Origin of the sequence: Streptomyces orinoci (assembly GCF_003121295.1) — a bacterium.
In the GTDB taxonomy this organism is placed as follows: Bacteria; Actinomycetota; Actinomycetes; order Streptomycetales; family Streptomycetaceae; genus Streptomyces; species Streptomyces orinoci.
In genome coordinates this window covers 34,847-59,645 of sequence record NZ_PHNC01000033.1, presented here as the reverse complement: position 1 = coordinate 59,645, position 24,799 = coordinate 34,847, and the positions used below count along the sequence as shown (strand labels likewise).

Annotated in this window: 16 protein-coding genes and 2 rRNA genes; 3 read left to right on the top strand and 15 right to left on the bottom strand. The window is 66.6% G+C overall.

The annotated features are described in order from the left end of the window. From CV755_RS31265 to thyX, 5 genes are all read right to left on the bottom strand, one after another. Nucleotides 1-1,591, bottom strand: a 23S ribosomal RNA gene (locus CV755_RS31265); the annotation flags it as partial. Between the two features lie 275 nt (nt 1,592-1,866). Next, nucleotides 1,867-3,392 (bottom strand): 16S ribosomal RNA (locus CV755_RS31260). A 508-nt stretch (nt 3,393-3,900) separates the two neighbouring features. Then, nucleotides 3,901-5,586: a ribonuclease J gene (locus CV755_RS31250; protein ID WP_109283930.1), complete on the bottom strand. Its 1,686-nt coding sequence runs from the start codon at nt 5,584-5,586 to the stop codon at nt 3,901-3,903. A 141-nt stretch (nt 5,587-5,727) separates the two neighbouring features. Then, nucleotides 5,728-6,627: a 4-hydroxy-tetrahydrodipicolinate synthase gene (dapA, locus tag CV755_RS31245; RefSeq protein ID WP_109283928.1), complete on the bottom strand. Its 900-nt coding sequence runs from the start codon at nt 6,625-6,627 to the stop codon at nt 5,728-5,730. Between the two features lie 186 nt (nt 6,628-6,813). Beyond that, a complete protein-coding gene (gene thyX, locus CV755_RS31240; protein WP_241561508.1) occupies nt 6,814-7,593 on the bottom strand; it encodes an FAD-dependent thymidylate synthase in 780 nt (259 codons plus the stop codon). Between the two features lie 199 nt (nt 7,594-7,792). Here thyX and CV755_RS31235 point away from each other — a divergent pair, with 199 nt between their 5' ends. Further along, nucleotides 7,793-8,029 (top strand): hypothetical protein, encoded by a 237-nt coding sequence (locus CV755_RS31235; RefSeq protein ID WP_109283923.1) that lies wholly within the window; start codon nt 7,793-7,795, stop codon nt 8,027-8,029. 70 nt (nt 8,030-8,099) lie between these two features. Here CV755_RS31235 and CV755_RS31230 read toward each other — a convergent pair whose 3' ends face one another. The 6 genes from CV755_RS31230 to eccD form a co-directional block, all read right to left on the bottom strand. After that, nucleotides 8,100-8,561, bottom strand: coding sequence for a hypothetical protein (locus tag CV755_RS31230; RefSeq protein ID WP_109283920.1), 462 nt, complete (start codon nt 8,559-8,561; stop codon nt 8,100-8,102). 6 nt (nt 8,562-8,567) lie between these two features. Further along, the gene (gene dapB, locus CV755_RS31225; RefSeq protein ID WP_109283917.1) at nt 8,568-9,320 is read right to left on the bottom strand and encodes a 4-hydroxy-tetrahydrodipicolinate reductase; all 753 of its coding nucleotides are present in this window, start codon (nt 9,318-9,320) and stop codon (nt 8,568-8,570) included. A gap of 45 nt (nt 9,321-9,365) precedes the next feature. Beyond that, the gene (locus CV755_RS31220; protein WP_109283914.1) at nt 9,366-10,745 is read right to left on the bottom strand and encodes a M16 family metallopeptidase; all 1,380 of its coding nucleotides are present in this window, start codon (nt 10,743-10,745) and stop codon (nt 9,366-9,368) included. Beyond that, complete coding sequence (locus CV755_RS31215; protein ID WP_109283911.1) at nt 10,742-12,970, bottom strand: polyribonucleotide nucleotidyltransferase; 2,229 nt, start codon at nt 12,968-12,970, stop codon at nt 10,742-10,744. The genes CV755_RS31220 and CV755_RS31215 overlap by 4 nt, the downstream gene beginning before the upstream one ends. A 256-nt stretch (nt 12,971-13,226) precedes the next feature. After that, nucleotides 13,227-13,514, bottom strand: coding sequence for a 30S ribosomal protein S15 (gene rpsO, locus CV755_RS31210; protein ID WP_109283937.1), 288 nt, complete (start codon nt 13,512-13,514; stop codon nt 13,227-13,229). A 246-nt stretch (nt 13,515-13,760) separates the two neighbouring features. Continuing rightward, nucleotides 13,761-15,230 carry a type VII secretion integral membrane protein EccD gene (gene eccD / locus CV755_RS31205; RefSeq protein WP_109283908.1) on the bottom strand — a complete coding sequence of 490 codons (1,470 nt, stop codon included), beginning with the start codon at nt 15,228-15,230 and terminating at the stop codon, nt 13,761-13,763. A 173-nt stretch (nt 15,231-15,403) separates the two neighbouring features. On the opposite strand from eccD, the gene eccCa reads away from it, so the two are divergent. Both eccCa and CV755_RS31195 read left to right on the top strand, forming a co-directional pair. After that, a complete protein-coding gene (gene eccCa / locus CV755_RS31200) occupies nt 15,404-19,393 on the top strand; it encodes a type VII secretion protein EccCa (protein ID WP_109283905.1) in 3,990 nt (1,329 codons plus the stop codon). A gap of 494 nt (nt 19,394-19,887) precedes the next feature. After that, nucleotides 19,888-21,276 (top strand): outer membrane protein assembly factor BamB family protein, encoded by a 1,389-nt coding sequence (locus CV755_RS31195; RefSeq protein WP_161968775.1) that lies wholly within the window; start codon nt 19,888-19,890, stop codon nt 21,274-21,276. Between the two features lie 429 nt (nt 21,277-21,705). Here the strand turns inward: CV755_RS31195 and CV755_RS31190 are convergent, their stop codons facing one another. From CV755_RS31190 to CV755_RS31175, 4 genes are all read right to left on the bottom strand, one after another. Then, a complete protein-coding gene (locus tag CV755_RS31190) occupies nt 21,706-22,020 on the bottom strand; it encodes a hypothetical protein (protein WP_109283901.1) in 315 nt (104 codons plus the stop codon). A gap of 99 nt (nt 22,021-22,119) precedes the next feature. Next, nucleotides 22,120-22,251, bottom strand: coding sequence for an alpha/beta hydrolase (locus tag CV755_RS31185; protein WP_109283899.1), 132 nt, complete (start codon nt 22,249-22,251; stop codon nt 22,120-22,122). A gap of 181 nt (nt 22,252-22,432) precedes the next feature. Beyond that, the gene (locus CV755_RS31180; protein WP_153068778.1) at nt 22,433-22,996 is read right to left on the bottom strand and encodes a hypothetical protein; all 564 of its coding nucleotides are present in this window, start codon (nt 22,994-22,996) and stop codon (nt 22,433-22,435) included. A 3-nt stretch (nt 22,997-22,999) separates the two neighbouring features. Next, nucleotides 23,000-24,784, bottom strand: coding sequence for an alpha/beta hydrolase (locus CV755_RS31175; protein ID WP_109283895.1), 1,785 nt, complete (start codon nt 24,782-24,784; stop codon nt 23,000-23,002). Nucleotides 24,785-24,799: the final 15 nt, after the last annotated feature.

Genomic DNA, 24,799 nt, shown 5'->3' with positions numbered 1-24,799 from the left:
TCCGAAGAGATCAGGGCGGCTTCACGGACTTAGCATCGCCTGGTTCAGCGCTGGCGCTTCAAAGCGGGTACCGGAATATCAACCGGTTGTCCATCGACTACGCCTGTCGGCCTCGCCTTAGGTCCCGACTTACCCTGGGCAGATCAGCTTGACCCAGGAACCTTAGTCAATCGGCGCAAGAGTTTCCCACTCTTGTATCGCTACTCATGCCTGCATTCTCACTCGTGAACCGTCCACAACTACCTTCCGGCGCTGCTTCACCCGGCACACGACGCYCCCCTACCCATCACAGCAGACGTTGGTCCTTATGCTGCAATGACACGACTTCGGYGGTACGCTTGAGCCCCGCTACATTGWCGGCGCGGAATCACKTGACCAGTGAGCTAKTACGCACTCTTYCAAGGGNGGNCTGCTTCTAAGCCAACCTCCTGGTTGTCTCTGCGACTCCACATCCTTTCCCACTTAGCGTACGCTTAGGGGCCTTAGTCGATGCTCTGGGCTGTTTCCCTCTCGACCATGGAGCTTATCCCCCACAGTCTCACTGCCGCGCTCTCACTTACCGGCATTCGGAGTTYGGCTAAGGTCAGTAACCCGGYAGGGCCCATCGCCTATCCAGTGCTCTACCTCCGGCAAGAAACACACGACGCTGCACCTAAATGCATTTCGGGGAGAACCAGCTATCMCGAAGCGGAGTTTGATTGGCCTTTCACCCCTAACCACAGGTCATCCCCCAGGTTTTCAACCCTGGTGGGTTCGGTCCTCCACGACCTCTTACAGCCGCTTCAACCTGCCCATGGCTAGATCACTCCGCTTCGGGTCTTGGGCGCGCTACTCAANTCGCCCTATTCGGACTCGCTTTCGCTACGGCTTCCCCACACGGGTTAACCTCGCAACACACCGCAAACTCGCAGGCTCATTCTTCAAAAGGCACGCAGTCACGACCGCCAAGCAAGCTTGACGGCGACGCTCCCACGGCTTGTAGGCACACGGTTTCAGGTACTATTTCACTCCGCTCCCGCGGTACTTTTCACCATTCCCTCACGGTACTATCCGCTATCGGTCACCAGGGAATATTTAGGCTTAACGGGTGGTCCCGCCAGATTCACACGGGATTTCTCGGGCCCCGTGCTACTTGGGTGTCGCACAAGCAAGCCGCTGATGTYTCAGCTACGGGGGTCTTACCCTCTACGCCGGGCCTTTCGCATGCCCTTCGCCTACATCAACGGTTTCTGACTCGCCYMAYRGCCGGCAGACYRTKRAAGTGCGATCCCACAACCCCGCATACGCAACCCCTGCCGGGTATCACACGCATACGGTTTGGCCTCATCCGGTTTCGCTCGCCACTACTCCCGGAATCACGGTTGTTTTCTCTTCCTGCGGGTACTGAGATGTTTCACTTCCCCGCGTTCCCTCCATACTGCCTATGTGTTCAGCAGTAGGTGACAGCCCATGACGACTGCCGGGTTTCCCCATTCGGACACCCCCGGATCACAGCTCGGTTGACAGCTCCCCGGGGCCTATCGCGGCCTCCCACGTCCTTCATCGGTTCCTGGTGCCAAGGCATCCACCGTGCGCCCTTAAAAACTTGGCCACAGATGCTCGCGTCCACTGTGCAGTTCTCAAACAACGACCAGCCACCCATCACCCCACCCCGAAAGGCGAGTTCACTGGGACCGGATCGAGGACCAGCCTTAACGGCCGCACCCTCAGATACCCAACAGCGTGCCCGGCCCAGCCTCCGAGAAGATTTCGCGTTCCACGCCGAAGCAGTACTAACGAACCCCTGAGACTGTGCCGAATAGTCAACGTTCCACCCATGAGCAACCGTGCGAGACATTCGCTCGCAGTCGGCTATGTGCTCCTTAGAAAGGAGGTGATCCAGCCGCACCTTCCGGTACGGCTACCTTGTTACGACTTCGTCCCAATCGCCAGTCCCACCTTCGACGGCTCCCTCCACAAGGGTTGGGCCACCGGCTTCGGGTGTTACCGACTTTCGTGACGTGACGGGCGGTGTGTACAAGGCCCGGGAACGTATTCACCGCAGCAATGCTGATCTGCGATTACTAGCAACTCCAACTTCATGGGGTCGAGTTGCAGACCCCAATCCGAACTGAGACCGGCTTTTTGAGATTCGCTCCACCTCACGGTATCGCAGCTCATTGTACCGGCCATTGTAGCACGTGTGCAGCCCAAGACATAAGGGGCATGATGACTTGACGTCGTCCCCACCTTCCTCCGAGTTGACCCCGGCAGTCTCCTGTGAGTCCCCATCACCCCGAAAGGCATGCTGGCAACACAGAACAAGGGTTGCGCTCGTTGCGGGACTTAACCCAACATCTCACGACACGAGCTGACGACAGCCATGCACCACCTGTACACCGACCACAAGGGGGGCACTATCTCTAGCACTTTCCGGTGTATGTCAAGCCTTGGTAAGGTTCTTCGCGTTGCGTCGAATTAAGCCACATGCTCCGCTGCTTGTGCGGGCCCCCGTCAATTCCTTTGAGTTTTAGCCTTGCGGCCGTACTCCCCAGGCGGGGAACTTAATGCGTTAGCTGCGGCACGGACAACGTGGAATGTCGCCCACACCTAGTTCCCAACGTTTACGGCGTGGACTACCAGGGTATCTAATCCTGTTCGCTCCCCACGCTTTCGCTCCTCAGCGTCAGTATCGGCCCAGAGATCCGCCTTCGCCACCGGTGTTCCTCCTGATATCTGCGCATTTCACCGCTACACCAGGAATTCCGATCTCCCCTACCGAACTCTAGCCTGCCCGTATCGAATGCAGACCCGGGGTTAAGCCCCGGGCTTTCACATCCGACGCGACAAGCCGCCTACGAGCTCTTTACGCCCAATAATTCCGGACAACGCTTGCGCCCTACGTATTACCGCGGCTGCTGGCACGTAGTTAGCCGGCGCTTCTTCTGCAGGTACCGTCACTTGCGCTTCTTCCCTGCTGAAAGAGGTTTACAACCCGAAGGCCGTCATCCCTCACGCGGCGTCGCTGCATCAGGCTTTCGCCCATTGTGCAATATTCCCCACTGCTGCCTCCCGTAGGAGTCTGGGCCGTGTCTCAGTCCCAGTGTGGCCGGTCGCCCTCTCAGGCCGGCTACCCGTCGTCGCCTTGGTAGGCCATCACCCCACCAACAAGCTGATAGGCCGCGGGCTCATCCTGCACCGCCGGAGCTTTCCACCCGAGGAGATGCCTCCCCGGGTCGTATCCGGTATTAGACCCCGTTTCCAGGGCTTGTCCCAGAGTGCAGGGCAGATTGCCCACGTGTTACTCACCCGTTCGCCACTAATCCCCGGCCGAAACCGGTTCATCGTTCGACTTGCATGTGTTAAGCACGCCGCCAGCGTTCGTCCTGAGCCAGGATCAAACTCTCCGTGAATGTTTACCGGCCGCGTTTAATTAAAAACTGCCGGTGCACACACACGAGAGCGGAACAACCAGGCGGAATAAGCCCGGTCGTTCACAGCGTCCTCGCTGTGTTTTTCAAAGGAACCTCATCCACTCACACATGTGAGGGACGGGGTTGTTTTATAGTCTGGCGTTGACTTTTGGCACGCTGTTGAGTTCTCAAGGAACGGACGCTTCCTTCGTACTCACCCTCTCGGGCTTTCCTCCGGGCGCTTCCCTTCGGTGTTTCCAACCTTACCAGATCCGATTTCTCGTTTCCGGCCCCCTGCTGGAGCGGGGTTTTCGTCTTTCCGCTTTCGCGTTCCGACGAATTCGACTTTATCAGATTCGATCGAGTCGGATTTTCCGGCCGCTTCCAGGATCCCCCTGCGCTCGAAGCGCTTCAGGGTTCCCGTCGCGGTGGAGACGTAAACGTACTGGACGGCCGCGCCCGGATGCAAATCGGGACCGGGGCGGCCGTCCTGGAGGCTGACGCTACGTCAGACCTCAACCACCACCGGGAGGATCATCGGGCGCCGGCGGTAGCTGTCGGACACCCACTTGCCCACCGAGCGGCGGACCAGCTGCTGCAGCTGGTGCGGCTCGGCGATGCCATCGGCGGCGGCCTTGGCGATCGCCTCCTCGATCTTGGGCACCACGGCCGAGAAGGCCGCGTCCTCGATGCCGGAGCCGCGGGCCTGGATCTGCGGTCCGCTGACCACCTTGCCGGTGGTGCTGTCCACCACCACGAAGACCGAGATGATGCCCTCGTCGCCGAGGATCCGGCGGTCCTTCAGGGACGCCTCGGTCACATCGCCGACCGAGAGGCCGTCCACATAGACATAGCCGGCCTGGACCTTGCCGACGATCCTGGCCTTGCCGTTCACCAGGTCCACCACCACGCCGTCCTCGGCGATGACGATGTGGTCCTTGGGGATACCGGTGAGCGCGCCCAGTTCGGCGTTGGCGCGCAGATGGCGCCATTCGCCGTGCACCGGCATCAGGTTGCGCGGCTTGCAGATGTTGTAGAAGTACAGCAGCTCGCCGGCCGAGGCATGGCCGGAGACATGCACCCGGGCGTTGCCCTTGTGAACGACGTTGGCGCCCCAGCGGGTAAGGCCGTTGATCACGCGGTAGACGGCGTTCTCATTGCCCGGGATCAGGGAGGACGCCAGGATCACGGTGTCGCCCTGGACGATGCGGATCTGGTGGTCCCGGTTGGCCATGCGGGACAGCGCCGCCATGGGCTCGCCCTGGGAGCCGGTGCAGACCAGCACCACCTCGTCGTCCGGCAGGTCGTCCAACGCCCGTACGTCCACCACCAGTCCGGCCGGGACCCGCAGATAGCCCAGGTCGCGGGCGATGCCCATGTTGCGGACCATGGAGCGGCCCACAAAGGCCACCCGGCGGCCGTACTCGTGCGCGGCGTCCAGGATCTGCTGGATGCGGTGCACATGGCTGGCGAAGCTGGCCACGATGATGCGCTTCTGCGCACCCGCGAAGACCGTCCGCAGCACATTGGAGATGTCCCGCTCCGGGGGGACGAAGCCGGGGACCTCGGCGTTGGTGGAGTCCACCAGCAGCAGGTCGATGCCCTCCTCGCCGAGCCGGGCGAAGGCCGGCAGATCGGTGAGCCGGCGGTCCAGCGGGAGCTGGTCCATCTTGAAGTCGCCGGTGTGCACCACCATGCCGGCCGGGGTACGGATGGCGACGGCCAGCGCGTCCGGGATGGAGTGGTTGACCGCCACGAATTCGCAGTCGAAGGGGCCGACCCGCTCCCGGTGGCCCTCGGCGACCTCCAGGGTGTACGGGCGGATGCGGTGCTCCTGCAGCTTGGCCTCGATCAGGGCCAGGGTCAGCTTGGAGCCGATCAGCGGGATGTCCGGCTTCTCGCGGAGCAGGAAGGGCACACCGCCGATGTGGTCCTCGTGGCCGTGGGTGAGCACAATGCCCACCACATCGTCCAGGCGGTCCCGGATCACCGTGAAGTCCGGCAGGATCAGGTCGACTCCGGGCTGCTCCTCCTCGGGGAAGAGCACTCCGCAGTCGACGATCAGCAGACGGCCGTCGTACTCGAAGACCGTCATATTGCGGCCGATCTCGCCCAGCCCACCGAGCGGGGTGATACGCAGACCGCCCTCGGGAAGCTTCGGCGGAGGACCGAGTTCAGGATGCGGGTGGCTCAAAAGACTCTCCTCACCACACCCGCCATATGCCCCCAGGGCACATGGCGGGTGCGACATTCGTGCACTTGCAGTTGTTCGGTGTTCAGTTGTGAAGTCCTTGGCTCATGGACGCCGCGCATAGGCCGCCTGGCGGTCCCGCTGCTAGAGCTGTACCCCGCCGGCCGCCAGATCGCGCTTGAGCTGCTCGGTGCCCGCGGCGTCCAGCTCGGTCAGCGGCAGCCGCAGCGGACCGGCGGGCAGGCCCTGCAGGGCGAGGGCGCGCTTGGTGGTGATCACGCCCTGGGTGCGGAAGACACCGGTGAAGACCGGGAGCAGGCTCTGGTGGATCGCCGTGGCCTTGCCGGTGTCGCCGGAGAGGTAGGCGTCCAGCATCGCGCGCAGATCGGCGGCCACAAAGTGGCCGACCACCGAGACAAAGCCGGCCGCGCCCACCGACAGCAGCGGCAGGTTGAGCATGTCGTCGCCGGAGTACCAGGCCAGGCCGCTGCGGGCGATGCCCCAGCCGGCGGCGGCCAGGTCGCCCTTGGCGTCCTTGTTGGCCACGATCCTGGGGTGCTCGGCGAGCCGGACGATGGTCTCGGTCTCCAGGGCCACGCCGCTGCGGCCGGGGATGTCATAGAGCATCACCGGCAGCCCGGTGGCGTCGGCGACCGCGGTGAAGTGGCGGTACAGGCCGTCCTGCGGAGGCTTGTTGTAGTAGGGGGTGACCACCAGCAGGCCGTGCGCGCCGGCCTGCTCGGCCTGGCGGGCCAGCTCCACGCTGTGCCGGGTGTCATTGGTGCCCGCTCCGGCGATCACCCGGGCGCGGTCGCCCACGGCCTCCACCACCGCCCGTACCAGCCGGGCCTTCTCCGCATCGCTGGTGGTCGGGGACTCACCGGTGGTGCCATTGACGATCAGGCCGTCGTTGCCTGCGTCCACCAGGTGTGCGGCGAGTCGCTGAGCGCCGTCGAGGTCGAGGGAGCCGTCCGGGGTGAAGGGCGTGACCATCGCGGTCAGCACCCGTCCGAAGGGGGTGTGCGGTGTGGAGATCGGAGCCATAGGGGCCACGCTACTCGTTGCTCACCGTGAGGTACTCGGTCGGGGAGTACCAAAGGGGATCCCGGCACTGCCTGCTCGGGGGTTCAAACAGTGCCGGGTCCGTTTATTCAGCCTAAATGAAGACATCGAAACGCCGCAATCGGGACAATCTCCCCCGTACTCCACTGGTTGCGGCGGGCCCGCCGGTCAGGGAGCGATACGGCCGTTGTTGTTGAAGGCGGCGTAGGTGAGCGGCATCAGCCTGGCCCACTCCGCCTCCATCTTCTCGCCCACCATCTCGATCTCCCGCTGCGGGAAGGACGGCACCGCGGCCTGCTCATGCTGGGTGCGCAGGCCCAGGAAGTGCATCAGCGACCGGGCGTTGCAGGTGGCGTACATCGAGGAGTACAGGCCCACCGGGAGCACCGAGCGCGCCACCTCCCGGGCCACGCCCGCGGCCAGCATCTCCTGGTACGCCTCATAGGCGTCTTGGTAGCTGCTCTCCATCACCCGGCCGGTCAGCTCGTGCTGCGCCTGGCTGCCCTCGACGAAGACGTACTTGCCGGGGCGGCCCTCCTGGACCAGCTTGCGGGAGGCGTCGGGGACGTAGAAGACCGGCTGGAGCTCCCGGTAGCGGCCCGACTCCTCGTTGTAGGACCAGCCCACCCGGTGGCGCATGAACTCGCGGAAGACAAAGATCGGTGCGCTGATGAAGAAGGTCATCGAGTTGTGCTCGAAGGGGCTGCCGTGACGGTCCCGCATCAGGAAGTTGATCAGGCCCTTGGAACGCTCCGGGTCCTTGGTGATCTCCTCCAGGGACTGCTCACCGGCCGTGGAGACGCGGGCCGCCCACAGCACATCGCTGTCGGCCGCGCTGTGCTTGACCAGCTCGACGGTCACATCGCTGCGGAACGTCGGCTTGGCCTCGGGGGCTTCCTTGGCGTCTTCGGTGGTGCGGTCGGTCACCGGCGGGTCCTTCCATCGCATTGCTCGGGCGGCGCCAAGCCTACGGGCCGCCACTGACACCCGCCCCGCCCACCACGCCCCGCCCACCGGGCACCGGGTGGCCGCCGGGGCCCGCCGGTTGAGATTTTTCACAGAAGTTCGCCGGAAGCGGGCACCATCGGGACTTGTGGATCGTCCATATGTGTGACAGCACACTTCGAGGTTCCTAGGAGAGCCCCTCATGTTCCGCCGGCGAGAGCCAGTACCGTTCGCCTTCGTCGCCGAAGCAGAGCGCTACCGCAGCAATGTGACACCGCCGCCCCGGGAACGCGCCAGCCGGTCGCAGATCGCCGGCCGGGTGCTCGTGGGGCTGACGGTCACCGCGGGGCTGGTGGGAGCACTGCTGTTCGGCACTCCGGCACTGGATACGAGTTCTGCCCAGAATATTCAGAAGTCGCAGGCTTCACAGAGCCGTTGACGCTGACCAGGCGAAGGCCCGGTCACCCTCGGGGTGACCGGGCCTTTGTCATGCCGTCCCGCGGCCGGCGCTAGAGCGCGCCCGCGCGCACCGGCTTCCCGTCGTGCAGGGCGATCGCCCGCTGCATGGCCTTACGGGCCCGCGGGGTGTCCCGGGCGTCGTGATAGGCCACCGCCAGCCGGAACCAGGACCGCCAGTCGTCCGGGGCGTCCAGCGCCTCGGCCCGGCGGCGGGCGAAGACCGCGTCCGCGGAGTCCCGGTCGATCCGGCCGCCGGGGGTGCGCACCAGCTCGTCCACCGGCAGCCCGCCCTCCGCCTCCAGCTCCTTGGCCAGGCGGTTGGCGTCCCGGGCGAACCTGGTGGTCTGGTACAGGAACCAGGCGCCGATGAACGGCAGGATCAGCACCGCCACCCCGAAGGCCACCGTGATCGCGGTGCCCTGCTGGATGAGCATCACGCCCCGGCTGCCGACCAGGACGAAGTAGACGACCAGCACGGCCGCCAGAGCGAAATAGACGATCTTCGCGCGCATGGCAGCTCAGTCCAGATCCAGGAAGTGTTCCAGCCCGAAGGTCAGGCCGGGAGTGGTCCCCACCCGCCGCGCGCCCAGCAGGATGCCGGGCATAAAGCAGCTGTGGTGCAGCGAGTCGTGCCGGATGGTCAGCGTCTCGCCGGTGTCGCCGAAGAGCACCTCCTGGTGCGCCAGCAGCCCGCGCAGCCGTACCGCATGCACCGGCACCCCGTCCACGTCCGCGCCGCGGGCGCCGTCCAGGGCGGTGGTGGTGGCGTCCGGCTGCGGGGCGCAGCCCGCCTCCCGCCGCGCCGCAGCGATCAGCTGGGCGGTGCGGGTGGCGGTGCCGGAGGGAGCGTCCGCCTTGTTGGGGTGGTGCAGCTCCACCACCTCGACGGACTCGAAGAAGCGGGCCGCCTGCCGGGCGAAGGCCATGGTGAGCACCGCGCCGATGGAGAAGTTGGGCGCGATGAGCACCCCGGTGGACGGCGAGGCGGCCAGCCAGGAGTTCAGCCGGGCCAGCCGCTCCTCGTTCCAGCCGGTGGTGCCGACCACCGCGTGGATGCCATTGGCCACGCAGAACTCAAGGTTGGCCATCACCGAGTCGGGGTGGGTCAGCTCGACGGCGACCTGGGCACCGGCCTCGGTCAGTGCCCCGAGGTCGTCACCCCGGCCCAGCGCGGCCACCAGCTCCATGTCCTCGGCGGCCTCGACGGCCTTGACGGCCTCGGAGCCGATCCGGCCCTTGGCGCCGATGACCGCCACGCGCAGCTTGCTCATCGTCCCTGCTTCCTCGAATTACGAAACGGCCTGGTGTGGGGAGTACTAGGAAACGGCCTCGTCCAGGCGGGCGGCCTGCCGGTCCTTCAGCGGGCCGATGACCGACAGCGAAGGACGCTGTCCCAGTACATCGCGGGCCACCGCGCGGACCTCGTCCGGGGTGACGGCCGAGATGCGGGCCAGCATGTCGTCCACCGACATCTGCTCGCCCCAGCACAGCTCGCTCTTGCCGATGCGGTTCATCAGCGCGCCGGTGTCCTCCAGGCCCAGCACCGTGGAGCCCGCCAACTGCCCGATGGCGCGGCGCAGTTCCTCGTCCGACAGGCCCTCGGCGGCGACCTTGTCCAGCTCGTCCCGGCAGATCTTCAGCACATCGTGCACCTGGCTGGGACGGCAGCCGGCGTAGACGCCGAACAGGCCGCAGTCGGCGAAGCCGGAGGTGTAGGAGTACACCGAGTAGGCCAGTCCGCGCTTCTCCCGCACCTCCTGGAACAGCCGGGAGCTCATCCCGCCGCCCAGCGCGGTGTTGAGCACGCTCAGCGCCCAGCGCCGGTCGTCGGTACGGGCCAGGCCCGGCATACCGAGCACCACATGGGCCTGCTCGGTCTTGCGGCCCAGCAGCTCCACGCGTCCGGCGGTGCGGATGGTACGGGCGCCGGACCGCGGGCCCACCGGCACCGCGTCCGTCCGCCCCAGCGCCCCGGCCTTCTCGAAGGCGGCCCGCACCTGGCGCACCACCTTGGCGTGATCGACATTGCCCGCGGCGGCCACCACCAGGTGGGTGGGGTCGTAGTGCTTCTTGTAGAAGCGGGCGATCCGGTCGCGGGTGAGCGCGTTGATGGTGTCCACGGTGCCCAGCACCGGGCGGCCGAGGGGGGTGTCGCCCAGCATGGTGTGCGCGAACAGGTCGTGCACACAGTCACCGGGGTCGTCCTCGGTCATGGCGATCTCTTCCAGGACCACCCCGCGCTCGGCGTCCACGTCCTCGGGCGCGATCAGCGAGCCGGTGAGCATGTCGCAGACCACATCGATGGCCAGCGGCAGATCGGTGTCCAGCACCCGCGCGTAGTAGCAGGTGTACTCCTTGGCCGTGAAGGCGTTCATCTCGCCGCCCACCGCGTCGATGGCGGCGGAGATGTCCAGCGCGGTGCGCTTGGCCGTGCCCTTGAAGAGCAGGTGCTCCAGGTAGTGGGTGGCGCCGTTGAGGCTCGGGGTCTCGTCGCGCGAGCCCACCCCCGCCCAGATGCCGAAGGTTGCGGAGCGTACCGACGGCAGGGTCTCGGTGACCACGCGCAGCCCGCCGGGCAGGGTGGTGCGCCGCACCGTGCCAATGCCGCCGGTGCCCTTGAGAAGCGTTTGGGTACGGGCGACGGCCCGCCCCTCCGAAGAGGTGCGGGCCGTCTTCCGGGTACTACGGGACGTCACTGGTCGGACTCGTCCTTGTTCTCGGCGTTCTCGGCGTTCGCGTCCTCGCCCTCGATGACCGGGATCAGCGAGAGCTTGCCCCGCTGGTCGATCTCGGCGATCTCGACCTGGACCTTGCTGCCGACGCCGAGGACATCCTCGACGTTCTCCACCCGCTTGCCGCCGGCCAGCTTGCGGATCTGCGAGATGTGCAGCAGACCGTCCTTGCCCGGCAGCAGGGAGACGAACGCGCCGAAGGTGGTGGTCTTGACGACCGTGCCCAGGTAGCGCTCGCCGACCTCGGGCATCGTCGGGTTGGCGATGCCGTTGATGGTGGTACGGGCGGCCTCGGCGGAGGGACCGTCGGCGGCGCCGATGTAGATGGTGCCGTCGTCCTCGATGGTGATCTCGGCGCCGGTGTCCTCCTGGATCTGGTTGATCATCTTGCCCTTGGGGCCGATGACCTCGCCGATCTTGTCCACCGGGATCTTGACGGTGATGATCCGCGGGGCGTGCGGGGACATCTCGTCGGGGCGGTCGATGGCCTCCATCATCACATCGAGGATGTGCAGACGGGCGTCGCGGGCCTGCTTGAGGGCCGCGGCCAGGACCGAGGCGGGGATGCCGTCCAGCTTGGTGTCCAGCTGCAGGGCGGTCACGAACTCCTTGGTGCCGGCGACCTTGAAGTCCATGTCACCGAAGGCGTCCTCGGCACCGAGGATGTCGGTGAGGGTGACGTAGTGGGTCTCGCCCTCGATCTCCTGGGAGATCAGGCCCATGGCGATACCGGCGACCGGGGCCTTCAGCGGCACACCGGCGTTCAGCAGCGACATGGTGGAGGCGCAGACCGAGCCCATCGAGGTGGAGCCGTTGGAGCCCAGCGCCTCGGAGACCTGGCGGATGGCGTAGGGGAACTCCTCGCGGGTCGGCAGCACCGGCATCAGGGCGCGCTCGGCCAGCGCGCCATGGCCGATCTCGCGGCGCTTGGGGGAGCCGACGCGGCCGGTCTCACCGGTGGAGTACGGCGGGAAGTTGTAGTTGTGCATGTAGCGCTTGCGGGTCACCGGGGAGAGGGTGTCCAGCTGCTGCTCCATGCGCAGCATGTTCAGCGTGGTGACGCCCAGGATCTGGGTCTCGCCGCGCTCGAACAGGGCCGAGCCGTGCACCCGCGGGATGGCCTCGACCTCGGCGGCCAGCGTACGGATGTCCGTGACGCCACGGCCGTCGATGCGCTTCTTCTCCTTGATGACGCGCTCGCGGACCAGGGACTTGGTCAGGGAGCGGTACGCGGCGGAGATCTCCTTCTCGCGGCCCTCGAACTCCGGCAGGAGCTTCTCGGCGGCCAGCGCCTTGACGCGGTCCAGCTCGGCCTCGCGCTCCTGCTTGCCGGCGATGGTCAGCGCCTGGGCGAGCTCGGTGCGGACGGCGGCGGACAGCGCCTGCAGGATGTCGTCCTGGTAGTCCAGGAAGATCGGGAACTCGCCGGTGGGCTTGGCGGCCTTGGCGGCCAGGTCGGCCTGGGCCTTGCAGAGCACCTTGATGAAGGGCTTGGCGGCCTCCAGGCCGGCGGCGACGACCTCCTCGGTCGGGGCCTCGGCGCCGTCCTTGACCAGCTGGATGGTCTTCTCGGTGGCCTCGGCCTCGACCATCATGATCGCGACATCGCCGTCCGGCAGGGCGCGGCCGGCGACCACCATGTCGAAGACGGCGTCCTCCAGCTCGCTGTGGGTCGGGAAGGCGACCCAGCGGCCCTGGATCAGCGCGACCCGGACACCGCCGATGGGGCCGGAGAAGGGCAGGCCCGCGAGCTGGGTGGAGGCGGAGGCGGCGTTGATGGCGACCACGTCGTAGAGGTGGTCGGGGTTGAGCGCCATGACGGTGGCGACGACCTGGATCTCGTTGCGCAGGCCCTTCTTGAAGGACGGGCGCAGCGGGCGGTCGATCAGCCGGCAGGTGAGGATGGCGTCCTCGGAGGGGCGGCCCTCACGCCGGAAGAAGGAGCCGGGGATCTTCCCGGCGGCGTACATCCGCTCCTCGACGTCCACGGTCAGCGGGAAGAAGTCCAGCTGGTCCTTGGGGTTCTTGGAGGCGGTGGTGGCCGACAGCACCATGGTGTCGTCGTCCAGGTACGCGACGGCGGAGCCGGCGGCCTGCTTGGCCAGGCGGCCCGTCTCGAAGCGGATGGTGCGGGTGCCGAAGGGGCCGTTGTCGATGACGGCCTCGGCGTAGTGGGTCTCGTTCTCCACCAGGGTTATCTCCTCGTCTGCGTCCCGGCGCCCGTGTGGCGGGGACGGTGGCGGAGGGCGCCTGTGCTGGCCGGTCTTCGATCGAAGCACCCGGAATTCCCCGTTCCGGGGGCCACTACCGAGGACCGGCGGCGAGCCGTGCGCTCCTCCTCATACGGTCTTGCGTTGTGGGACCAGACTACAAAGCTTCTGCTTCCCACGAGATACGGCGAAGGGAGCGGCCCCCAGATGTGGGAACCGCTCCCTTCACGCCGTCTTACTTGGCGCCGGCCGCACCGCGGCGGATGCCGAGGCGCTCGACCAGGGCGCGGAAGCGCTGGATGTCCTTCTTCGCCAGGTACTGCAGCAGGCGGCGGCGCTGGCCGACCAGCAGCAGCAGACCACGGCGGGAGTGGTGGTCGTGCTTGTGCATCTTCAGGTGCTCGGTCAGGTCGGAGATCCGACGGGTGAGCAGCGCGACCTGGACCTCGGGGGAACCGGTGTCGCCCTCCTTGGTGGCGAACTCGGCCATGATCTGCTTCTTGGTAGCGGCGTCGAGCGACACGCGGTACTCCTTCTGAGTCTCGATTTCGGCCACCGAGTGCCCCTGGTCTTGGTCTCAGGGGAGCTTCCGTGACTCGGGAGGCGGGGTCCGCTGGGCGCTGTCCCCAGAAGCCTGGGCTGTCCGGAGGCGCGTACACAAACGGCCGTCACACAGAGTACCAGCAGTACGGCCCGGTCAGGCCGGCCGGCCCGTCACCCCCGGAATCACCCGAAAGAGGGGATCGCCTGCGATGAGCCCGCCGCCCCGCTACGAGCCCGCCAGCCCGCGTACCCGCCCGTAGACGTCCAGCACCGCCAGACACAGCGGCACCAGGCCCAGCAGAAAGGCGCCCTCGGCGATATCGCTCAGCCGTCCCCAGAACGGGGACAGGCCCTTGCGCGGCACGATCAGGGCAATACCGGTCAGCAGGGCGGCGCCCGCCGCCACCGAGGCGGCCAGCCAGAGGGTGCGTACGTCCAGCGGCCCGTGGTCGCCCCCCGCCAGGGCACGGAAGGCGGAGGCCGGCGGGTTCAGGGCCAGGCCCAGCACCAGCAGCGACAGCGAGGCCAGCCCGGCCCCGAGCACCGCGCCGACCTGGGCGGTGTAGCGGAACAGCCGGGCGCGCAGCAGCATCGCCAGGCCGGAGACCAGAGCCAGCAGCTGGCCCCACATGCTGTTGGAGAAGCCCAGCACCGCCACCGCGCCGGTCACCACCGCGGCGCAGCCGCCGACCAGGCCGAGGAGCATCTCATGGCCGCGCCGGGCCTGGGCGGCAATCCGCTCGGCGTCCACCCGCACCGCGGCCTGGGCCGGTCCGGCCCCGTCCAGGTCCTCCCCGGCGGGGGCCGAGCGCGGGGCCGCGTAGCCGATCGGCAGCCGGGCGACCCGCGCCGACAGTCCGGGCAGGAAGGCGATGGCCCCGATGGCGACCACCACGCACACCGCGGCGGTCCGGGTGGCGCTCGCCCCGGTAAGGATGGCGCCGAACGCGGCCAGCGTGCCGGTCGCCGAGGCCAGCACCGCGGCCACAAAGGGCGCGTCCCCGCCCGGCATCACCGCCACCAGCGCCACCGAGGCCACCAGCACGGCCACACAGCCCAGCAGGAACTGCAGCCGCCCGATGCCCTCTCCCTTGTCCAGGGCCAGCAGGCCGGAACCGGCCACCATCACATGGGGCAGCGCGGCCAGGCCCAGGGCCACCGCCGAGGCCCGGTCGTCATAGACCCGGGCCCGTACCCCCGCCAGCGCGGCCAGCAGCACGCCCACCGAGGCCGCGATGATCCCCGGCAGGCCGTGCATATCGTGCCCGACCGGGTCGGCGAACCACAGCAGAAAGGCCATCAGCACCAGCAGCAGCGCCCCGCCGGACAGCCCGCAGGCGCGCAGCAGCCGGTCGTTCCACAGGGTGCGGTCCCGGGTGACCGCGGCGGCCACCGCGTCGGAGACATCGTCGAAGACGGCGGGCGGCAGCGACTCGGCGAAGGGCCGCAGCGAGAGCAGTTCACCGTCCAGCACCCGCTGGGCGGCCAGCGAACGCGCCCCGTCCAGCACCGTGCCGTCCCGGCGCACCAGGTGGTAGCCGGCCGGGGCGCCGGCCGGCTGGGTCTGCCCGCTCAGCCGCAGGATCTCCGGATAGACGTCGGCGACGGCGATGTCCTCGGGGAGAGCCACATCGATCCGGCTGTCCGGTGCCACCACGGTCACCCTGCAGAAGCCGGTCGTAGCGGACGTACTCACCTTCTGGGCCCCCTGTCAGTTCTGCTTCTTCGCTCGTGCATACGCGCGGCGGCCACCCTATCGGTGCGGCCGATCGGTACGCCGATAGGATCGCCGTTCGCGCAGGGGGGCCACGCCGCAGAGAGCGGCGGCCCGGGAATTCTCCTTGCAGTGCGGAGGGGTTGAGGCATCCGGTGAGCCAAGTCGTCGTCAAGCGCCAGCCACGTGCGCTCCCGCCGGAGGTGCCCACCGAGGAAGTCCGCCTCCAGGCACCGCCGGAGCTGCCCCGCGGCCGCCAGGAGAGCATGCTGATGCAGCTGCTGCCGACCCTGGGCATGGGCTCCTCCATGGTCTATTTCTTTATGCCGGGGGCCGCCCCGATGATGAAGATCATGGGCGTCATGATGATGTTCTCGACGGTCGGCATGACCGTCGCGATGCTCGTCAGGCACCGTCAGGGCTCCCAGGGCCAGCTCGGCGACCTGCGCCGCGACTACCTCAAGTACCTGGCGCAGACCCGGCGTACGGTCTGGAAGACCGCCCGGGCGCAGCGCGCCGCACAGCTGTATCTGCACCCCGCCCCCGACCAGCTGTGGTCCATCGTGACCGAGGCCACCACCACCCGCGTCGGCGGCGAGACCCCGGGCCGGGTGTGGGAACGGCGGGTCGGCGACGACGACTTCGGGCAGGTGCGCCTGGGGCTGGGTGCCCAGCAGCTGGCAACTCCCCTGATCGCCCCGGAAACCGCCCCGGTGGACGAGCTGGAGCCGCTGACCGCGGGCGCCATGCAGCGCTTCCTGGCCACCCATGGCGCCGTGGACGGCATGCCGCTGGCCCTGTCGCTGCGCGCCTTCTACCACATGACGCTCTCCGGCGACCCGGAGACGGTGCTGGGCAACGCCCGCGCCTTTGTCGCCCAACTGGCCACCCTGCACTCGCCGGAGGACCTGGTCATCGCCGTGGTCACCGGCCGCGGCAACGCCGCCGACTGGGACTGGGCCAAGTGGCTGCCGCATGTCCAGGTCCCCGGCACCGTGGACGGTGCCGGCACCCGCCGGCTGATCGGCGACGACCTCGCCGAGCTGGAACTGCTGTTGCAGCCGCGCCTGGAGGGCCGTACCCGGTTCAGCCGGGACGGCCAGCCGGTCCTCGACCAGCCGCACCTGGTGCTGCTGCTGGCCGGCGGCATGGTGCCGCCGGACTCCGCCTTCGCCGCCCCCGAGGGCCTGCAGGGCGTCACCATCGTCGAGGTGATCCCCGGCGAACTGGACGAACTGCGCGGCGGTCTGTCCATCGTGGCCCGCCCCGGCAAGCTCGAACTGCTCTCCCAGGTGGCCTCCTACGAGGGCGTGCCGGACGTTCTGTCGCTGCCGGCCGCCGAGTCGCTGGCCCGCCAACTGGCCCCGCTGCGCATGGGCAGCGGCGGCGACGACGAGGAACCGCTGCTGGCCAACCTGGACTTCACCGATCTGCTGAACCTGGGCGACGCCGGTTCGGTGGACGTCACCCGCACCTGGCGCCCGCGCACCACCGCCGAACGGCTGCGGGTGCCCATCGGCGTGGACGAATCCGGCGCACCGGTGATGCTGGACCTCAAGGAGGCCGCCCAGGAGGGCATGGGGCCGCACGGCCTGTGCGTGGGCGCCACCGGCTCCGGCAAGTCCGAGCTGCTGCGCACCCTGGTCCTCGGCCTGGCGGTCACCCACTCCTCGGAGACCCTCAACTTCGTGCTCGCCGACTTCAAGGGCGGCGCCACCTTTGCGGGCATGTCCGAACTCCCGCATGTGGCCGCGGTGATCACCAACCTGGCGGACGACCTCACCCTGGTGGACCGTATGCGGGACTCCATCACCGGTGAACTCCAGCGCCGCCAGGAACTGCTGAAGTCGGCCGGCAACTACGCCAATATGCACGACTACGAGAAGGCACGGGCGGCGGGCGCCCCGCTGGAGCCGCTGGCCTCCCTGGTCCTGGTCATCGACGAGTTCAGCGAACTGCTCACCGCCAAACCGGACTTCATCGACATGTTCATCCAGATCGGCCGCATCGGCCGGTCCCTGGGCGTGCATCTGCTCCTCGCCTCCCAGCGCCTGGAGGAGGGCCGGCTGCGCGGTCTGGAGACCTATCTCTCCTACCGCATCGGCCTGCGCACCTTCTCGGCCGCCGAGTCGCGCACCGCGCTGGGCGTACCGGACGCCTACCACCTGCCCTCGGTGCCCGGCTCCGGCTATCTCAAGTACGGCACCGACGAGATGACCCGCTTCAAGGCGGCGTATGTCTCCGGCCCGTACCGCACCGGCGCCACCGCGCCCGGCCCGGACAGCGGGCCGCTGCCCATCGAACTGCGCCCGGTGCTGTTCACCGCCGAACCGGTGCCCGTCACCTACACCGCCCCCGACCCGGCCGCCCTGACCTCCTCCGCCGCCAAGGGCGAGGACGCCCTCGCCGACACCGTGCTGGACGTCATCGTGCGGCGCCTGGAGGGCCAGGGCCCCGCCGCCCACCAGGTCTGGCTGCCGCCCCTGGACAGCGCCCCGTCCCTGGACCAGCTGCTGCCCCCGCTGTCTCCGGTGGACGGCCGCGGCCTGACCGCCGCCGACTACCCGCGCCTGGGACAGCTGGTGGTCCCCCTCGGCCTCATCGACAAGCCCTTCGAGCAGCGGCGTGACATCCTCTACCGCGACTTCTCCGGCGCCGCCGGCCATATGATGGTCGTCGGCGGCCCGCAGTCCGGCAAATCCACCCTGATGCGGACCCTGATCTCCGCCTTCGCCCTCACCCACACCCCGGCCGAAGTCCAGTTCTACGGCCTGGACTTCGGCGGCGGCGGCCTGAGCGCGGTGGCCGACCTGCCGCATGTCGGCGGCATCGCCTCCCGCCTGGACCCCGAGCGGGTACGCCGCACCGTCGCCGAGGTCGCCGGCATCCTGGCCCGGCGCGAGGAGTACTTCCGCGCCAACGGCATCGACTCCATCGCCACTTACCGGCGCGGCCGCGCCATGGGCCAGTACGCCGACCAGGAATGGGGCGATGTCTTCCTGATCGTGGACGGCTGGGGCCCGTTCCGCCAGGAGTACGACGCCCTGGAGGGCGTGGTCACCGACATCGCCGGCCGCGGCCTCGGCTACGGCGTCCATGTGGTGGTCACCGCCTCCCGCAACATGGAGGTCCGCGCCTCGCTCAAGGACCAGATCCTCAACCGGCTGGAGCTGCGCCTGGGCGACACCATGGACTCCGAGTTCGACCGCAAGGTGGCCGCCAATGTCCCGGCCGGCGTCCCCGGCCGCGGCCAACTCCCGGAGAAACTCCACTTCATGGGCGGCCAGCCGCGCATCGACTCCGGCAACGACCCGCAGACCATGACCGACGCCACCGCCGGGATGATCCGCGCGGTCCGCGAGGCCTGGCAGGGCCCGCACGCCCCCAAGGTCCGCCTGCTGCCCCGCCGGCTGCGCGCCGACGAACTCCCCAAGGGCTTCGAGTACCCGCAGCACGGGGTGGCCATCGGCCTGGACGAGACCAACCTGGAGCCGGTCTGGATCGACTTCGAGACCGACCCGTTCTTCCTGGTCTTCGGCGAGAGCGAGTCCGGCAAGACGGCCCTGCTGCGGCTGCTGGTCAAGCAGATCACCGAGCGCTACGGCCCCGACGAGGCGAAGATCATCGTCGGCGACTACCGCCGCACCCTGCTGGATGTGGTGCCCCCCAGCCATCTGCTGGAGTACGCCCCCACGGCGTCCGCCATGACCACCCACGCCAACGCGCTCAACGGCCTGATGGAACGGCGCGCCCCGCAACCCGACATCACCCCGCAGCAGTTGCGCGACCGCAGCTGGTGGTCCGGCCCCCAGTTCTTCATCATCATCGACGACTACGAACTGGTCTCCACCAGCAGCGGCAATCCGCTGTCCGTCCTCACCGAGAACCTCCCCTTCGCCCGGGACGTCGGCGTTCGCTTCATCATCGCCCGCAACTCGGCCGGTGCCTCCCGCTCCATGTACGAGTCCTTTATGCAGCGCATCAAGGAACTCGGCGCCCAGGGCATCGTCCTGTCCGGCGACCCCAACGAGGGCGACCTCCTCGGCGGCGTCCGCCCCCGCCCCATGCCCCCGGGCCGCGGCTACTTCGTCTCCCGCAAGCGGGGGACTCCGCTGATGCAGGCGGGGTGGCTGGCGGAGCAGTAGGCATGTCCGGGGGCACTGGCCCTTGGTGACGGCAAGTCCACCACGCCCGCCGGGGAACGAATGCGGCAAGCAGGCATTCGTTCCCCGGTTTCCGTCCGTTATGAGGAAGGTTGATGTCACAGCCGCCCCAGCCGCCCCAGCCATTCCAGTCACCGCAGGGGAATCCTCCGGAGGACCCGCCCGCCGGTTCCGGCTCGCCTCGGATTCCCTTCGCCGAAGGGGCATTCGGCCCTCCGCCGAACCTGTCGGGCGACGCACCACCGGTCGCGCCGGGTACGCCGCAGCAAGGCAACACTCCGGCCACAGGGAGCCCACACGGCTTCGGGCCGCCCCCGGCCATGCCGTCCCGGCCACTCCCACCGGCCGGCCATGGATCCCCGCAGGCGCCGCCCGGTCCAGCCACCCCGCTTCCGGGGCAACGACCGCCAATCGGTGCCTACTCGTCCCACACTGCTCTGGGCGCCGAGAATGGCAAGCGGGGTAAACGGCGCTCGATGGTCCTTGCCAGCATGGTGACGGCCCTTGCTCTGGCAGCCGCGGGCGGCATCTGGACGTTCACCCAGGACGGTGGCGGCTCGCATGGCTCGGCAAATCACAGCAGCAGCAAGACAGTTACGGACGAGCCCAAGAGAGCGGGCAAGCCAAAACCCATCAACGGCAGGCTGCTGCTCTCGTTGGACGAGCCCCTGGTCCCCGGGATGCGTCCGACTGCCGGCCTGTGGGTCACTGATTACGGCTTTGTGAAAACCGGTCTGGCCCAGGTCACCGGTTACGGCCCGACCGGCGGCCGGAAATGGGACCTGCCGCTGGACGGCGAGGTCTGCGCGGCCTCCCGCCATGCCACGCCAGACGGCAAGGTCGCCTTGATCGTTCGGACCAGCAAGGCAAATGGCGAGGTCGCAATCGATGCCGGCGACCATTGCACAGAAGTCGTCCTCTTGGACCTTGGCACTGGCAGGAAGCTGTGGCAGAAGCAGGCTCGATCCGGTGACCACACCTTTGACTTCCGGCAAGTCACCGTAGGCGGAAGCACTGTAGCGGCCGGTGGCCCCTACGGCGGTGCGGCCTGGTCACTCAATGACGGCAGAGAGCTGTGGAAGCCCAAGCCGGAAGACACCTGCCATGACATCAGCTACGGCAGCGATGGAGGCAAGCTGGTCGCGATGCGCATATGCGACGAATTGGAGGACCCACGGTACAGCGTCCAAACCCTCAGGCCGAACGGCGCAGTGGCTTCCAAATTTCTGCTGCCCCGCGGACTGAAGAGCGCCTATGTGGTCTCCGCTGCTCCCCTGGTCATCACCATCAACGCCAACGACTCAAGCGGCAACGATGTTTCCGATCTCATGGTCATCGATGACAGTGCCAGGGACGGAAAACTGCGCGCAAAGATCTCCATGGCGAATGGCGGATACGTCGCGAGCTGCGTCTACATAATCCAGAACTGCGGAAACCTCGTGGTCAACAAGGGCAGTCTCTACGTGGCCACAAGGGCGCATCAGACGACCGCCTCGGGCGCACAGGGCAACGAGATCGTCGAGTTCGATTTGTCCAATGGTCAACCCAAAGGCAAGACAGCCAGCGCTGAAGGCACTTGGCTGTCACCAGTGAACGTGGACGGGGAAGGCAATCTGATCGCATACCAAAGGGCCGACGCGGACAGCCGCAACGCGGTGATGAGCATCAGCCCCGGTACGTTCACTGCGATACCTCTGCTGAAACTTCCCGAAAAATCTCGCCGCAGCCTGACCGGGTTCAGGTCTGATACCGACTGGATCCTGTGGTCCCCGAACCGGCTCTACCTGGGCCGGGACTTCATCCAGAAACCATGCGACAAGGAGGACCCCCCGGATTACCTGGTCGAGGTATGGGGCGCCGACTGACTCCGGCCCACTTGGGCTCTTGCCAGAGTTGCTGACCGATTACGACTGCGAAGCTAATTGACTGCAATGTTGCAGCAGCGTCAGGTGACGTCCTGCGCGTCACAGCAACTCGACGGCGTGGCGCCCCTGTTGGTACAGCACGCGTCGGCGCGTTCCGGATCCGGACCACCAGCCACTGCAGTGGCCCAGTCCAGAGCGTGCAGGACGCCCAGGTGGTAGGAGGGGGTACGGCCGCCGGGGAGTTGCGCTCGCCCAGTTCGGCGGTGGTGCGAGGCCTCTCCGGATCCAGGGCTATGCGCGGATGTTGCGCTGGGCGGTGGCGGATTTGGCCGGTGAGAAGCAAGGGGAGATCCCTGAAAGGGAGGCAAGCCCTTCTCCCTTCTCTTTGTCCACCACCCCGGTGACTGCATCCATCCAGAAGCCATCCGGCTAGGTTCGCATATTGACAAAGGGAAATGGGTCGGACCATTTCCCATCCGCAGTCGAACTCTGGAACCTGTAGCCCTGCTTCACCCAGGCGTCCCTGGCCCGCTTCACCAGGACCTTGGCCTGCGTGCCAGGAACCCCTGTCAACTGATAGGTGACCGTGAGCTGCACCCGGTCGTCGTGACCGTGTTCTTCGCGAGCCAGACAGGAACCGACCGATGGACCTTCAGAGAGCTTCAGGGTCGGCTTCGGGGACATGCCGTCCACTGCCTGGTGGATGATCTGCTGTGCGCGTTCGGTTGCCTGCTGTTCGTTCATTTTGGCCTGTTCCGTATTGGTCCCACATGACGCCGTCGCGCCCGCCACAGCCAGCAGCGCCGTAGCCAGGATGCCGTTTGCATTCTCATGAACTTCCCTTTAGATGGGGGCCCTTGCATGATTTATGCCAACACCGGGGCTGCCCACGAAGATCCCCTTGTCCAGAGGAAGATTCGGGCTATCCCGCGCGGTCTCTTCGGCCACCAGGCTTCCGCAACTATGCGCGACAATGTCGAGTTCACATGGCCGCCAAGTACAGTCTGGATCCCGCTGCCGGTACCGATGAGTTCAACGAGCTACCGGTAGCAGGAAACCCGGAGAAATATGCTCCATGCGCGCGTGGTGAGCTTGTGCGGGCCAGCCTGCCGTAGTCGAGCTGAAATCATGACCATGCATGATGACCAGGCAGCGGTCAGTATTCCTTGTTGATATCCGTTCCGGCGGGAGCCCTGAAGCATCCGGAAACGACGGTTACATTGATCATCGGCCGACCGCTGGCGCTCGTCCGCATCCAGACGATGTGGGCGGCGTAACGAAGTTTCTTGTTCTCGGCGAGGATTTCCGGGTCCCGGGCAACGCTTTTGGTCTCGCCATCCTTCAGAATCTTCCAGCCGCGTTCCGGAAGTGACTTCCGCAGGTTTTCCATCCCCTGTTTGAGGATATCGTTCGAAACCCCGTACACCGACCATGGATGGTTCATGATGTACAGATCCTTGGCGTCCGGCTCGTCATCGCACTTCGCGAGGCCTGGACCGGGTTGCGTGACCTTCCCCTTGACGCCAATCATCTCGAGGAGCTGACTAGAGACACTTTTGGTCTTGCTTCTGGCCGAGTCAACTGATAGTTCTTCCGGCTCATAATTAAGCTTTTGCACGTCAGAACACCCCACTGCGAAGGTCCCTACGAGGGCAATAAAAGGAATGATAAGGCGTGCGCACCGCCGACGCCGCACGGCGCTGTACTTTCTGTCAGTCACGCGTCACCCTGTCATAGTCCCGGATACCACATTGGCCTGATTGTCCAGGCTGACGGAGCCCTTCCTCCAATAGTCCCCGTGCCCCTCGGCGTCATTCTTCATGATATGCGCTCCGAAGTCTCTGTCAGACGGCACGTTTTGCGTCAAGGCATACCCGAAGGGAATCGCCTTGGAAAAGGGGAGCCGATCTGTCTGACCGCCCAGTCCGGCGAGCTTTCCACCGGCCGGAACTTGATCGTCAGCGAGGGAGGCTGCCTCTGACCAAACATGGTCCGCCCCCACGCTCAGGTCCTTGGCGTGCGGCACCATCATGCCCGGACTTCCGGCTACCACAATGTCATTGGCGGCCAGGTCACCTTTAATCGATGCGGCGCCGACCACCGTGCTTCCGTAACTGTGACCGATGACTGTTGTGTGGCTGTGTCCCGGCCCCCCTTGGGTGGTCTGCAGCCCATCGAGGAAATTGTTCAGTATCGGCGCAGCTTTCCAGGCATAGGTGCGGGACATCGCCTCGGGCACAACGCTCTGGGGCGCGTCGTACCCGATCCACGTAATGGTCGATACGTTCTGACCGGGCGCTTTGGCTTGGCTGGCCTTCCACAAGTCGGTCATGTGCTCGATGTATTCTTTGGATTTCTCGAGCTTGGACGTTGTTCCAGGAACAAAGACTGCGGTGTGGTCGGCGGTGTCCGGATTGCCGTTGGCAACTATCGACCTGCCGAGCCCCTTATCACTGAACCCCAGCAGATAAGCCTCGGGTAGCCCTTCCTCGCCCGTATCGTCCAAGCGGGCCTGTATGGCCTCCATGGCGTGCAGTCTGTCCGTGAGCTTCTTTCGGTCCTCCGCCCAGAACTTCCACTGTTGCGAGATCTGCTCCTCCCCCTCGATCGGAAGGCCCGTCATGTCGTTGAACTTCTGTTCGTACTTCTTGGGCTCACGTGCGTCGATTTCCTTGAGCTTTTGATTGGCATCGAGGTAGGCCTCGTCCAGGACCACGCGGTTGGCGTTGTCACGGACAGTGGAAGGAAGCCCGTCGAGCGCACCGATTTCGGCCGGGAAAAGGGCGATGTACTCGTCTTTTTTCTCCTGGCTCAGCTTGTTCCACCATTCGGCGTTGGCCTTGGCAGACTTCCCCTTGGGAATGCTCGACAGGGAGAGGTGATCCCCTACCGCGCGCTGGACATCTCTCGTATCCCTAGCGATGTCCGACCGGTCGGTGTTTTTTAAATTTCCGTCGGTGGTAAGCTCCGCCAGCGCTTTCGCGTAACGGCCATCAATTTCGGTGGCATCCTTGAGCGCATCGCCGATGCGGTTGGCGATGGCCTGCGCCTTGGCCGCGTTTGGATCGGCTGTGGCCTCGGGCTTCAGTATCGGTGGCATCGCGTTGGGCGCTGCGGGCGCCTGAAGTTGCGGCAAAGGGGTCCCGGGACTTCTCGGGTACTCAACTGAGCCATCGGGTTTGACCGTGAACTTCAGTGCTTCCGCATCCTCGAGAGCCTGTTTAAGCTTCCGCTGCGAGACTGCCAGTTCTTCGGCCAGGCAGCTGAGCACAGTGCGGACCAGCCCGCATTCAGCATGTATGTACTCATAGTTCTTGCTTACTGTGGCGAGCCGGTGTAAGACGGCTGTTGCAGCTTCGCCCTTCTGCGTGCCGCCGAGCTTGGCAAGTATCTCGTGTTCCACGCGGGTTCGAGCAGAGCTCGCCCGGTTACTGACAGAACTCCACGCACCTGCCGCCTTGGTGAACTTGGAAGTGTCGAGATTTGTCAGCTGATCGATGGTCACCATAATTCGGATCCGCCC